Source organism: Staphylococcus ratti (assembly GCF_020883535.1).
In the GTDB taxonomy this organism is placed as follows: Bacteria; Bacillota; Bacilli; order Staphylococcales; family Staphylococcaceae; genus Staphylococcus; species Staphylococcus ratti.
Genome location: NZ_CP086654.1, coordinates 1,168,717 through 1,181,318, shown reverse-complemented (window position 1 = coordinate 1,181,318; position 12,602 = coordinate 1,168,717). Strand labels below are relative to the sequence as shown.

The 12,602-nt window shown below is 33.7% G+C and carries 14 protein-coding genes; all 14 read right to left on the bottom strand.

Translation table 11 applies throughout. The features are described from left to right. Positions 1-33: 33 nt before the first annotated feature. A complete protein-coding gene (locus LN051_RS05735) occupies positions 34-657 on the bottom strand; it encodes an MBL fold metallo-hydrolase (RefSeq protein WP_229291591.1) in 624 nt (207 codons plus the stop codon). Positions 658-672: 15 nt separating this feature from the next. After that, a complete protein-coding gene (locus LN051_RS05730; protein WP_229291590.1) occupies positions 673-984 on the bottom strand; it encodes an MTH1187 family thiamine-binding protein in 312 nt (103 codons plus the stop codon). Next, complete coding sequence (locus LN051_RS05725) at positions 985-1,971, bottom strand: ROK family glucokinase (RefSeq protein WP_229291589.1); 987 nt, start codon at positions 1,969-1,971, stop codon at positions 985-987. Next, positions 1,968-2,171, bottom strand: coding sequence for a YqgQ family protein (locus LN051_RS05720; RefSeq protein WP_229291588.1), 204 nt, complete (start codon positions 2,169-2,171; stop codon positions 1,968-1,970). Before LN051_RS05720 ends, LN051_RS05725 begins: the two co-directional genes overlap by 4 nt. A gap of 1 nt (position 2,172) precedes the next feature. Beyond that, on the bottom strand, positions 2,173-3,612 hold the full coding sequence (locus tag LN051_RS05715) for a rhomboid family intramembrane serine protease (protein ID WP_229291587.1): 1,440 nt from the start codon (positions 3,610-3,612) through the stop codon (positions 2,173-2,175). Continuing rightward, positions 3,609-4,169 carry a 5-formyltetrahydrofolate cyclo-ligase gene (locus LN051_RS05710; protein WP_229291586.1) on the bottom strand — a complete coding sequence of 187 codons (561 nt, stop codon included), beginning with the start codon at positions 4,167-4,169 and terminating at the stop codon, positions 3,609-3,611. Before LN051_RS05710 ends, LN051_RS05715 begins: the two co-directional genes overlap by 4 nt. A 113-nt stretch (positions 4,170-4,282) precedes the next feature. Beyond that, complete coding sequence (gene rpmG / locus LN051_RS05705; RefSeq protein ID WP_257053265.1) at positions 4,283-4,447, bottom strand: 50S ribosomal protein L33; 165 nt, start codon at positions 4,445-4,447, stop codon at positions 4,283-4,285. Between the two features lie 55 nt (positions 4,448-4,502). After that, entirely contained in the window at positions 4,503-5,147 is a 645-nt protein-coding gene (phoU, locus tag LN051_RS05700; protein ID WP_229291585.1) for a phosphate signaling complex protein PhoU, read from the bottom strand. Between the two features lie 7 nt (positions 5,148-5,154). After that, positions 5,155-6,027, bottom strand: coding sequence for a phosphate ABC transporter ATP-binding protein PstB (gene pstB / locus LN051_RS05695; RefSeq protein ID WP_229291584.1), 873 nt, complete (start codon positions 6,025-6,027; stop codon positions 5,155-5,157). A 29-nt stretch (positions 6,028-6,056) separates the two neighbouring features. Beyond that, complete coding sequence (pstA, locus tag LN051_RS05690) at positions 6,057-6,935, bottom strand: phosphate ABC transporter permease PstA (RefSeq protein WP_229291583.1); 879 nt, start codon at positions 6,933-6,935, stop codon at positions 6,057-6,059. 1 nt (position 6,936) lies between these two features. Beyond that, positions 6,937-7,863, bottom strand: a complete 927-nt coding sequence (gene pstC, locus LN051_RS05685) for a phosphate ABC transporter permease subunit PstC (RefSeq protein ID WP_229291582.1) — start codon at positions 7,861-7,863, stop codon at positions 6,937-6,939. An 81-nt stretch (positions 7,864-7,944) separates the two neighbouring features. Then, complete coding sequence (locus LN051_RS05680; protein ID WP_229291581.1) at positions 7,945-8,916, bottom strand: PstS family phosphate ABC transporter substrate-binding protein; 972 nt, start codon at positions 8,914-8,916, stop codon at positions 7,945-7,947. Between the two features lie 439 nt (positions 8,917-9,355). After that, complete coding sequence (locus LN051_RS05675; RefSeq protein ID WP_229291580.1) at positions 9,356-11,392, bottom strand: peptidoglycan D,D-transpeptidase FtsI family protein; 2,037 nt, start codon at positions 11,390-11,392, stop codon at positions 9,356-9,358. Between the two features lie 280 nt (positions 11,393-11,672). Next, entirely contained in the window at positions 11,673-12,272 is a 600-nt protein-coding gene (locus LN051_RS05670; protein WP_229291579.1) for a superoxide dismutase, read from the bottom strand. Positions 12,273-12,602: the final 330 nt, after the last annotated feature.

Here is a 12,602-nt window from a genome sequence, read left to right as displayed (position 1 = left end):
CTCGTAAGAGGTGACGTGATTACTTTATTCTTTTTAACCATTGAGAAACGGATTTAAATATTCATTTTCAATTGTTGTACTTGGCCCATGTCCAGGATAAATTGGCATAGTGTCGTTTAATTCAAAAAGTTTATCTTTAATTGAATCTACTAACGTTTCATAGTCGCCTTCATACAAGTCGGTACGTCCGATACCGTTATTGAATAGTGTATCACCAACTATCGCAAAATCATCAAATACGTAAGATAAGCTTCCTGGTGAATGGCCTGGTGTAAATAGTACATCGATATCAAAGCCATGTAACGAAATTTTACCTTCATCAATAAACTGTGGAGATGCATCACTTGTAATGATAGGAAGACCAAGTTCTTTAAATTTTAAAGAACCGTTTTTTTCAGGTTCTTTGAGAAAATCGTTTTCATTTTTATGCATATATACAGGAACATTGTGCACTTTTAATACATCATCTAATGCCGCAAAATGATCAAAATGAGCATGCGTTAATAAGATTGCTTTAACCGGTTTATTTATATCGCTAATCTTATTTAATATTTTATGCGACTCTCCAGCCGGGTCAATGAGAAGTAAAGCCTCGTCATTAGAAATGAAATACGTATTCGTACTGACAAAACCTAATGCTAAATGAGAGATTTCCATACAAATAGCCCCTTTTTAAGATAAATGTTTTTGAACCGATGTAATTTTTTCGTTCATTTTACGTTTTTTATCACGACGATCATCGATACGAATATTCGTACAAACGCGATCTAGTCCTTTATTAAAAGGAAGTTCGTGTATCGTTTTAACAACAGTCAGTAAATCTGAAAGTTCACCTTCTATTAGGGTGTTCATTGGTGTGAGTTGATACTCAATTAAGCCTTGTTGTTTGAATTTTTCCAGTTCTACTTGAATTTCTGCGATATATTGACTTACACTAGGACCATTTGTTCCTACTGGAATGACAACGACATCAACAATAGCCATTTAAATACGCTCCTTTTGAATTACATAAGTTTTAATTAATCCAGCTGCGCCAGTAATACCTGCATCATTACCTAATTCAGCACGTACAATTTCAGTGTTTTCTTGTGCTGGCGTAAAAGTGAGATGGCGATATTCTGTTTTAATATTTTCAATTAAGATGTCTCCAGCTTCAGACATCCCTCCACCCAAAATAATATATTTCGGATTTGTAGTTACACTGATAATGCTCGCTAAATAGGCAATGTGTTGCGCGACACGTTCAGTAATAAAAATACAGAACTGATCGCCTTCTTTGGCTGCATCAAATACTGCTTTTGCAGTGACTTTGTTTTCTTTAATTAAAGATAGAATGGAAGATTTAAAAGTTAACTTAGGATAATAAAAATTAACTAAATTAACCACACCTGTCGCTGAAGCCACTGTTTCAATGCATCCAGATTTTCCACAGTTGCAACGGAATCTTTGGTCGTGGTCAACACGAATATGTCCTAATTCTGCGCCAGCACCATTGTGTCCATGGACTATTTCTCCATTTGAAATAATACCGCCCCCTAGGCCAGTGCCAAGTGTAATTGCAACAACATCATTGGCTTGTTTACCAGCGCCGTTATGTTTTTCTCCAAGTGCTGCAATATTAGCATCATTATCAACAAAAACTGGAAAATTCACAAATTCTGACATGATGGCGTGTACATTTACCTTATTGGGCCAGTTCAAATTTACTGCACCATGTATTATACCAGTTTCAAATTCAACTGGCCCGGGAATACCAATCCCCATTCCAATGACACGATTCATATCATAATTAAGAGAATCACATTTTTTAACGAAAGCATCATATATTTGTTTAAGCAGTACACGTCCAGTAGGGTCTGATATATCTGTTTCAAGTGACCATTTTGTAAGACGGACTAATTGGTCACTAAAAATGCCAAGTTTACATGTTGTGCCACCTACATCTACTGCTAAAATTAAATCTTTTTTCATCCACGATTCATCCTTCTTTGATTAATTAACAATTTTGATTGCATGAACGTTTCGTTATTGATAAGTCCATGTTTATAAAGCGTTCTAATCTCTTGCTCTACCATTTCTAGCATATCACCTTCATCATCAAAGTAAATAATGAATCCGAATTGTTTTAATAATTGTAATACATCATAAAATGTTTTGAGATTTGTTTGCATGTCAATCATCCAGTTCTTTTTTTAAGTTTAAAACATTTTGAATGCTTGAATCAGCTTCTAAAGCTTTTTTTACAAATTTTTTGGCACTTTTGTTATCACCTAAAGCTCGATTTGCAATTGCCATTTGATAGTTGAGTGGTACAGAATTTGGAAAGGAGCGTAATCCTCTCTCCCATTCAGCCATTGCTTCTGCTTTTGAATTTTTTGCGGCAATAACAAAACCAGATAAATAATAGGTTTCATCATCTGCGTAACCTTTTTTCATAGTTTCACCAATCATATGTTTTGCTTCAGTCAAATTATCATGATTCATTTCACTTTGAATGATTTTATTGTAAATATTTACATCTTCAATTAAAAAAATACGCACTAATAATCCGATAACTAATATAGCCAGTATACTTAACAATATTTTGAATCCTTTTTTATATGTTTGAAAAAAGTAGCCTATGTAAATAGCTAGGCCCCCAGCAAATAAACCTGACAGATGGGCAATGACGTTTACATTTTTCATGAAAAGTGAGATGACAGCCATAATAATAGCTGCGACGATAACTTGTAACATCATTTTTTGCGTGAATTGCTTACTGATGAGCATAATTGCAATAAGCGCACCCAAGAGACCAAAGATGGCACCACTTGCACCTAAAGAAATCTGTGTATTAATGAAAGCCAATGAGAATAAGTTTCCCATTATGCCGGCAAAAATATAGACGACTAACATTTGCCAATGTCCAATTATAGATTCTACGAGTTTTCCAAAAATGAACAAGGACAACATATTAAAAAGTAAATGCTCAAAATTCAAGTGTAAAAACATAGAGGTAATTAATCTATAAATTTCCCCATGGACAAAATTGAAGTGAGAAAGTGCGCCTAAATTAATAATTTCTAAATCTGTTCGATGCGCTGTGAACAACAGTATAGCTAACCATATACATACATTTAAAGCTATTAAACCATAAGTTATAGGAGCAAATTGATACATCGCATGCTCTACTGGATTTTGATTAAGTGTACGTTGCTTAAAATAGTTAAGAGACTGTGAATCGGCTGATGTTAACGCTCTTTTTAAAAGTGGATGTTTTATATGTTGGTATAAATCCTTTCTTGAGTCAATGGCATGAAATTGAATTTTGATAGGATAATGCTCATTGAATTGGTTCAATTCTATAGGTTTCGCGTTCATAACATAAACATCATATTTCCGAACATCAAAAGATAAAAATGAATTAATATCCTCTTTATGTTCTTTTAGTCTGTCATAAGTAAATGTTAATTCTTGAGATGTAAATTCGCCAGATTTAAAAATGGCAATGTGACGACGTTTAGAATGCGCTAACCAAATTTCATTTTTTTCTCTATCGTAATGGGCACACTTATAATTTAAGTATTTAATCCATAAATAGGCGGATTTCCATTGAAATTTTTCTTCAATCATATATTGCCTCCGTCTTTCTGAGTTTTAGCTATGATTAATTCTTGGACTGGATAGTCATGTGGTTCAACAGGAATTTGATCAGATAATTGTATATCATAGACTAAACTGATTGTAGAAGGTTGATGCTTCGAGAGAAATTCATCAAAATAGCCTCCACCATAACCTATTCGATAGCCGGCATGATTAAATACAACACCAGGGACAATGACTAAGTCTAAATGGTCTGTTATTGGTGTATTAGCATTAACGTAACGAATAGATTTACAATCCAGTGCGACTTGGTTTAAATCTTCGAGTTTTTGGAACTGCATTTGATGCGTTTCATAATTTGTGGATGGTACATAAATGGATTTTTGTTGATTGAGTGCATATTGAATAATTTGATCAGTTTGTACTTCGTGTGGCATTGATAATACGAGCCCAATAGTTTGTGCGTTTTTGAATTTATCATGTTCTATAAGTTGCTTAAATAAAAAATCATCTGCTTTTGCTTTTAAATTATCATTTAAACCACGCATTAAAGCCAAGGTCGTTTTACGCATTTCCTTTTTACTCATTTACCATCCCTCCTCCAGAATCTATGTATATTATAGCGTTCCTATATAGTAATGTCATGAAAATCAAGTTAAAAAAACAGCTAGAACACAATGTGCCCTAGCCCAAGAAAAAATTATTTAGTTTCACGGTGTAATGTATGTTTGTTTTCACGTGTACAGAATTTTTTCATTTCGATACGTTCAGGATTCGTTCTTTTATTTTTTGTTGAAATGTAGTTACGATCTCCACATTCTGTACAAGCAAGAGTTACGTTTACGCGCATATTAACCCTCCTCATCTTTCTTAAAATACGACTTTATTATCATACCATCTTCATACTTAAATGGGAAGCGTTAATTATTATAAGATTCATATCTTTCGCCAGTAATAAAATAGTACATATGTTCAGAGATATTAACGATATGATCTCCTATGCGTTCTAAATATCTTGCAACTAAATGTGCTTGTCCAGAGACAAACGGATCGTTGTCGATTAAATACGTTGTATTAACAATTTGTTTGTATAAATCGTCGATATCTTTATCGCGATCGATGATTTCTTTTACAAGTTCAAGGTCATTACTTTTTGCTGCATCATTTAAATCTTTAAGCATTAAAAGTGCTAATCGCCCCATCGTTTCTAGGCGCATTACTAAATATTTGTCCGTAAATTTTGCGCGTGTACGAATTTTTGCAATATTGGCTGCATTGTCAGCCATTCTTTCAAATTCTGAAGCAATTTTTAGAGCAGACATCATCAAACGTAAATCTTTTGCGATAGGCTGCTGTTTCGTAATTAACATAACGATTTTCTCATTAATATCAAATTCTAATTTATTAATTTCTTTATCACTTTTAATGATTTTTCTTGCATGTGTAATTTGGCTATCAGTAAGAACACGAATGGATTGATCAATCATTGAATAAGTTCGAAGGCCAAGTGTACGAATATCTTTGAACAATTCGTTAAGTTGGCCTTCATAGCGTTTTCTAATCATAGGTGTATTAACCAAAACGTCCTGAAATGTAGTCTTCAGTTTGTTTATCTGAAGGATTAGAAAAAATCTTATTTGTATCATCGTATTCATTAACATAGCCATTTAGGAAAAACGCTGTTTTATCAGAAACACGTGCTGCTTGTTGCATATTATGTGTCACGATAATAATAGAATAATCTTTTTTAAGGTCTTGTACTAACTCTTCAACACGTAATGTTGAAATAGGATCTAACGCAGATGTTGGTTCATCCATTAAAATTACATCTGGCTCAATCGCAAGACAGCGCGCAATACAGACACGTTGCTGTTGACCACCTGATAAGCCGTAAGCATTTTGATTTAAGCGATCTTTTAATTCATCCCAAATGGCTGCACCACGTAATGATTTTTCAACTATCTCATCTAAAATCTTTTTGTCTTTAATTCCATGGATACGTGGTCCATATGTGATATTGTCATAAATTGATTTTGGAAATGGATTGGGTTGTTGGAATACCATCCCTACGTTTGTACGTAATTTTTCTACAGGGTAATTTTTATCGAAAATATTTTGATCGCGATATAGAATTTTCCCTGATGTTTTTACCGAAGGCACAAGCTCTACCATTCTATTTAAAGCTTTAACATATGTTGATTTCCCAGATCCTGACGGACCAATGATAGCTGTAACGTTTTTTTCTAAAATATCAAGATTTACGTTTTTTAATGAATGTTGTTCTCCATACCATAAATCTAAATTTTGTGTTGAATACACAACGCGTCTATCTTCATCTTTTAAAATCTCTTTATTCTGAGTTTGGTCATGTGACGTAAATGTCTCACTTTCGGTTTGTTCATTTACATTTGCTGTATGTTTTTCTAGCTCTTTAACATTATTCATAAAAAAACCTCTTTTCAACTAACGACAAATTAATATTTTTTTGAAAACTTATTTCTAATTAACACTGCAATCGTATTCAAAATGAGTAAGATGATTAATAAAACGATGATTGCTGCTGACGAAAGTGCTTGGAAGTCTAGACCAGGTTTGCGTGCCCAGTCATAGATTTGTAATGGTAATGTTTGGAATGAATCCAAAATACTATTAGGTGTACGTAATAAAATTGTTGGAATACCAATAGCAACTAATGGTGCTGTTTCACCGATTGCACGAGAAATTGCTAAAATAACACCTGTAATAATACCTGGGATTGCGGCAGGTAACACGACGTTTTTAACCGTTTGCCATTTATTTGCACCAAGTCCATAAGAAGCTTCTTTTACAGAGTTAGGTACAGCGCGAATTGCTTCTTGGCTTGCCACAATGATGACCGGTAAAATCAATAAAGCCAACGTTAATGCAGCAGCAATGACAGAATTGCCAAGTTTTAATAAGGCCACAAAAATTGTCGCACCTAATAAACCATAAACAATAGAAGGTACTGATGCTAAATTTGAAATATTGATTTTAACGAATTTCGTAAATGCATTGTCTTTTGCGTATTCTTCAAGATAAATGGCGCTCCCTACACCAAGCACTAATGCAATTGGAATTAAAGTCATCATAAGCCATAGCGTTCCAATTAAAGCTCCTTTGACCCCGGCTGTACGGGCAGATGAGCTTGAAAAGTTTGTGAAAAAGTCAGCTGACATTACAGGAAGTCCTTTTCTTAAAATATCTGCAATTAATATCGCAAGGACGATTAATCCAATTAGTGTACATGCGAAAAATAAAGCTTTGAATACTTTGTTTTTAGTCATACGGCCAGAGAGCTTTTTTTCAACAGCGGATTGATCGATTAAACTCATATTAATACTCCTCTCTGAAACGTTTCGTAATCCATTGTGATATGAAATTCATTATTAGTGTAAATATAAATAACGTGAAACCAACTGCATAAATACTGTAATATAAATCTGATCCGTTCGTTGCATCACCTTGTGATACTTGAACGATATATGCAGTCATTGTTTGAATCGAATTGGTAAGATCTAAATCAAATGAAGGACTAGAACCTGCTGCCAAAGATACAATCATTGTTTCACCAATAGCACGTGAAATTGCGAGTACAATTGAAGCCATAATACCTGATGTTGCTGCAGGAATAATAACTTTAATAATCATTTCGATTTTTGTAGAACCAAGTCCTAAAGCGCCTTCTCGAATTTTATTGGGAACTGAGGACATCGCATCTTCACTCATACTTGCAATCATAGGAATAATCATAACTCCTACTACTAAACCAGGACTGATTGCATTAAAGCTAGAGATTTCTGGAAAAATCGATCTTAGAATAGGTGTTACTAATGTTAATGCGAAGAAACCATAAACAATTGTCGGAATACCCGCTAATACTTCTAAAACAGGTTTGATAATTTTTTTAGTACGTTTAGATGCGTATTCGCTTAAATAGATAGCGGCGCCTAAACCGACAGGAACCGCAAAAATCGTTGCGATAACTGTAATTTTTAAAGTTCCCAAAATTAAAGCCCAAATACCATATTTAGGATTCGAACTAAAAGGATTCCAATCAGTTTCTAAAAAGAACTGTGACATGGGCACTTTTGTGAAAAAAGTGATTGTTTCTGTAAGTAATGTTATGACGATTCCAATAGTAGTAAGTATTGAAATCGTAGCGATTGCTGCTAAAATAATCGGCATAATTTTATCACTTTTTGATGATCCGGCGTTGCTTTTGTTATGAATCATTTCACGAACATTATGCTGTGACTTCATACATTTTTGCTCCTTTACTTAAAAAAGGGACTTAGAAAATCAAGTCCCTTTAATTCCCTTTAATTCTTTTCCATTAGTGTATTACTTTTCGTTTTTACCAGTTAATTTTTCAAGTTCAGAAAGTTGATCTTTGTAATCTTTTTCTGGTAATGCTACATAATCTACACCTTCAGCTTCAGCTGCTTTTCCTTGATCTTCTAAAGTGAATTTCATGAATTCAGCGAAAGCTTTATTGTCTTTAAGTTTTTCATTGTTAGCATAGATGAATAGAGGACGACTTAATGCATAAGAACCATCTTGAATTGTTTTTTGATCTGGTTCGATAGCTTTACCATCTTCTCCCTTAATTTTTACTGCTTTTAAGTTATCTTGGTTTTCTTTGTAGAAATTATAAGCGAAGAATCCAATACCATCTTTGTTATCTTGTACAGATTTTACGATAACGTCAGTATTTTGGTTTTTCTCAGCTTTAATATCAGCTTTATCCATAACTTCCTCACTGAAGAAATCGTAAGTACCGTGAGATTGGTCAGGTGAAAAAGCTTTAATTGGTTCTTTAGGGAATTTTGGATTTACATCAGACCAATTTTTAGCTTCGCCAGAATAAATTTTCTTTAATTCATCTAATGAAAGTTCATCAACAAAATCGTTGTCTTTATTAACAGCAACTGTTAAGCCATCTTTGGCAATTTCAAATTCAGTATATTTGATATTTTTACTGTCAAGCTGTTGCTTTTCTTCGTCTTTAATTGGACGAGATGCATTAGAAAAGTCTGTTTTGCCTGCGATGAATTGTTTGAAACCATCACCTGTACCAGAAGTTACGTTTTCTACTGTTGCTTTGTCATGGTTTTTAGAAAATTCTTCGTTTAATTTTTCAATAATAGGTGCAACTGTCGATGAACCATTCCCTTTTACAGTTCCTTCAACATTTGAATTTTCACTTTTTTGGTCGCCGCTTTTATCTCCGCTTTGTTGACCAGCGCCGCCACACGCACCTAATAATAATGATGCACTCACAATTGTAGTACCTAGTACTTGCCATTTCTTCATTGAAACATCCTCCTAGTAATTGAAATCACTACTTTTGATTACATTAATAGCATACAAACTAATTGTTAACCTTGAATAAAATGAGTGTAAATTTTGTGTTAATATTAAGAAAATGTGGAGAAATGCACTAAAAAAACGTAGTCCCATATAGGCTTGCGTTTGGCCATAACAAGTTATGGTTAATATGGAGATGAAGTATATGCTTATATAGAAGGTAGTTTTGTTTCAAGCTATTAATTTTTGGACTTCACTACTTTATAGATAATACTGTCTTTTTGTATATCTTTTAAAAAGTTATATAAAAAGACAAACCTCCCTTTTATGCATAGGAGGTTTGTCTATAAAATAGTCAGGTTAATGTATCGCACATGATTGTTCCAAAAAAGAGTAATGGCTTTTGTGCTAACCCAATTTTAAGGTTTTAGTATGATTATTTAAGTTAACTAAAAAAGTAGTTAATGACATCGCGTCCCAAATCCCCACCGTTTAACCATGGCTCAGGGACAGGTTGATTAGTATAGACTATAGAAAAAGATAATTTAGGGTCATCGGCAGGCGCATAACCGACATATGTGGAGTTAACTCTTGGTTCCCCATCTTGAAACACTTCTGCAGTTCCGGTTTTTCCAGCAGAACGTACTTTCGTTTTGCTAAAGCTTGCATATCCTGTTCCTTTTTCCTTATTAAATACCATATCGAATCCTTTTTGAACTTGTTTGATTTCTTCTTGCGAGTTATTTACATGATTTAGTACACGACCTTGTATGGTTTTTTTAACAGGGCCTAATTCATCATCACGTGTCGCATGACGAATTTCTTTTCCTATATGTGGCTGAATGCGAACCCCATCGTTTGCTATCGTTGAAACATATTGGGAAAGTTGCAATGGAGAGTAAGTATCATATTGACCAATAGCTAAATCTAAATAATTTCCAGGATTGTCTTTTAAAGGCTCAATTTGACCTGTTACTTCATTTGGTAAGTCAACACCTGTTTTCACTCCTAGACCAACTTGGTTCAGTCCTTTTCGAAGTTTTTGGCCAGGAACACTTACATCATTTGGCAGAGGCATATTATTAGTATAATCAAGACCTGCTATCTTTAATGCTGTTTTGAACATATAAACGTTTGAAGAATGCATTAGTGCTTCACTATCGTTAATGCGAACTTGGCTATTTTTATTGAAATAAGACCGTTTTGTTCCGCCATCTTGGAAGTGAAGGGGCTCATCTATCATCTCTTGCCCTACTTTTATAGCATTATTTTGATAGCCAGCTAATAAAGTACCACCTTTTACGGAAGAACCTACTGCATATTGTGTTGTAAAGTTACCTATGTCAAAATCAGTAAGCTCCCCGCTTTTATCAATCTTTTTACCGACCATAGCAAGAATATCTCCGTTTTTAGGGTCTTGAACAACCATCATAGCACTGTCCATATCTTTTGCGCCTTCTGAGCGTAATTTTGAGATTTGTTTTTCTAAATAAGATTCGGCTTTTTGTTGTAATTTAATATCTATTGTTAATACTAAATCATCGCCACGTGCGCCTTCGTTAATCACTTTTGAATCAATGACTTCGCCAGACTTATCTGTTGTATATTGAATTTCTTTCTTTTCACCACGTAAAACATTTTCATATTGACGTTCAATGTAAGATTTACCAACACGGTCATTTCGAGAATAACCTTTTGACAAGTAATCGTCGGTCAACTCTTTAGGTAAACCTTCTTCGGAGGTAGAAACTTGACCTAATACCCCTCTTAAAGTGTTGCCATAAGGATATTTACGCTCCCAGTCCATACTTGTATTGATTCCCGGCATATCAGAGAGTTGTTGTGAAACTGAAGCGTACTCCTCATCAGTGACGCCTTCTTTTTTGATGGTTCTAGGGCTCAAAGTTGTCCCTTGTGACATCTCACGATAAACTGCTAAAATTTGTAAGTCTTTTTTTGAAAGTTGGCGGATATCTTTTTCAGTAATTTTGTTTCTTAAAGTTTGATCAAATTGTTCTTGAGAAATATCGCCACTTTCAATCATCGATTGTTCTTTTTTCATTAACGATTTAACTTTTTCAGGATTTTTTTGAATCCAATAATCTTTTTTATCACGTTCTGTAATCGCGTCCGTTTTCATATTAATGATATTTGAAAGTTTTTCTGCAGTCGCCATTATTTCTTTTTGACTTGTATTTTTACCACGTGTGTATGTAATCGCTTTTTGTGAAGCATTATCAACAATGACATTTCCGTTTCTATCGAGAATTCGTCCCCTCGGTGCAGATTCATTAACGGTAACATTCTCGCTTTCACGTATCATTTGATTAAAATGTGCGCCTTGTGCGATTTGCAAATAGCCCAATCTCAAAACTATCAATACAAATGCGAGAATGATAACAATAAATATGAAATTGATACGGTGATTCATCGTTTGACGCATTTTTTCGTCATTTGTTTTTTCTTTTAATCGTTTTAGCAACTCAACCTACCTCTATTCCGTCATACTACTAAAAATGATAAATGAAAATGATTATTTTTGCTAATGTTTTCTGTCTATGTTGAATGATTTATGAAAGAAACTTAGTCTGTAAAAAAGAAGATATATGTAAATGTGTGATTTCATGAGGTTTTTAATGTTAGATAAGAGTGTAGCAACTAATAAGAATATGTTTTGGATTTCTAAATAATTACCATGGAGTGTTTTAGATTAGAAAAAGGGATAGGACCTCAACAGCCCTACCCTTTTATTTAATGCAATCTTATTTTGCTGCATTGTATAATTCGTTAACTTTTTCCCAGTTCACGACATTCCAGAATGTACTAATATAGTCTGGACGTTTGTTTTGATATTTTAGGTAATATGCATGTTCCCAAACATCTAAAGCTAAAAGAGGCGTTTTCCCTTCTGTAAGTGGATTATCTTGGTTAGGTGTTGTAACGATTTCTAATTGACCATTATTCATAACAAGCCAAGCCCAACCTGATCCAAAACGCGCTGCTGCTTTATCTGCAAATTCTTTTTTGAAAGCATCTAAAGAACCCCATTGTTCTTTAATTTTTTCAACAACTTCACCTTTTTCTTCAGAGTTAGGTGAAAGTGATTGCCAGAATAATACGTGATTTAAATGACCGCCACCGTTGTTACGTACAGCAGTTTGTTTATCTTCAGGCACACTATTTAAGTTTGCGATAATTTCTTCAATTGGTTGATTTTCTAAATCAGTATCTTTAACAGCATCATTTAGCTTTGTTACGTAAGTGTTATGATGCTTGCTATGGTGAATTTCCATTGTTCTTGCATCAATATGTGGTTCTAACGCATCGTATGCATAAGGTAGTTTTGGTAATTCAAAAGCCATAAATAATCATCCTCCTAAATTTTGTTCATGTATATTGTAGCAAGTAATATGGCTAAACTACAATGAATATGCTTAGTTAATCACTTTTTCAACCCTTTAAATATGAGCTTGAGAATGTACTTTAAAATGCTATTTTCAAATCTCAAAGCGCTCAACTTAAGAATGCGATTAGTGTTTTTTAAACACTATATTTATCTTATATTTTTTTATGACATTCATCAACTTTATGAAACAAATTAATGTGATTGTTTTGAATATCTAAGATATGGTATTGTATAATAAGGTTTAGCATTGAAACACATGATGTAACGTGCGTTTTCAATTAAATTT

What these genes read in the sequence shown, in the direction of transcription:
- LN051_RS05735 (WP_229291591.1), bottom strand. Translation starts at nt 657, where the DNA reads ATGGAAATCTCTCATTTAGCATTAGGTTTTGTCAGTACGAATACGTAT.
- LN051_RS05730 (WP_229291590.1), bottom strand. Translation starts at nt 984, where the DNA reads ATGGCTATTGTTGATGTCGTTGTCATTCCAGTAGGAACAAATGGTCCT.
- LN051_RS05725 (WP_229291589.1), bottom strand. Translation starts at nt 1,971, where the DNA reads ATGAAAAAAGATTTAATTTTAGCAGTAGATGTAGGTGGCACAACATGT.
- LN051_RS05720 (WP_229291588.1), bottom strand. Translation starts at nt 2,171, where the DNA reads ATGCAAACAAATCTCAAAACATTTTATGATGTATTACAATTATTAAAA.
- LN051_RS05715 (WP_229291587.1), bottom strand. Translation starts at nt 3,612, where the DNA reads ATGATTGAAGAAAAATTTCAATGGAAATCCGCCTATTTATGGATTAAA.
- LN051_RS05710 (WP_229291586.1), bottom strand. Translation starts at nt 4,169, where the DNA reads ATGAGTAAAAAGGAAATGCGTAAAACGACCTTGGCTTTAATGCGTGGT.
- rpmG (WP_257053265.1), bottom strand. Translation starts at nt 4,447, where the DNA reads ATGAGGAGGGTTAATATGCGCGTAAACGTAACTCTTGCTTGTACAGAA.
- phoU (WP_229291585.1), bottom strand. Translation starts at nt 5,147, where the DNA reads ATGATTAGAAAACGCTATGAAGGCCAACTTAACGAATTGTTCAAAGAT.
- pstB (WP_229291584.1), bottom strand. Translation starts at nt 6,027, where the DNA reads ATGAATAATGTTAAAGAGCTAGAAAAACATACAGCAAATGTAAATGAA.
- pstA (WP_229291583.1), bottom strand. Translation starts at nt 6,935, where the DNA reads ATGAGTTTAATCGATCAATCCGCTGTTGAAAAAAAGCTCTCTGGCCGT.
- pstC (WP_229291582.1), bottom strand. Translation starts at nt 7,863, where the DNA reads ATGAAGTCACAGCATAATGTTCGTGAAATGATTCATAACAAAAGCAAC.
- LN051_RS05680 (WP_229291581.1), bottom strand. Translation starts at nt 8,916, where the DNA reads ATGAAGAAATGGCAAGTACTAGGTACTACAATTGTGAGTGCATCATTA.
- LN051_RS05670 (WP_229291579.1), bottom strand. Translation starts at nt 12,272, where the DNA reads ATGGCTTTTGAATTACCAAAACTACCTTATGCATACGATGCGTTAGAA.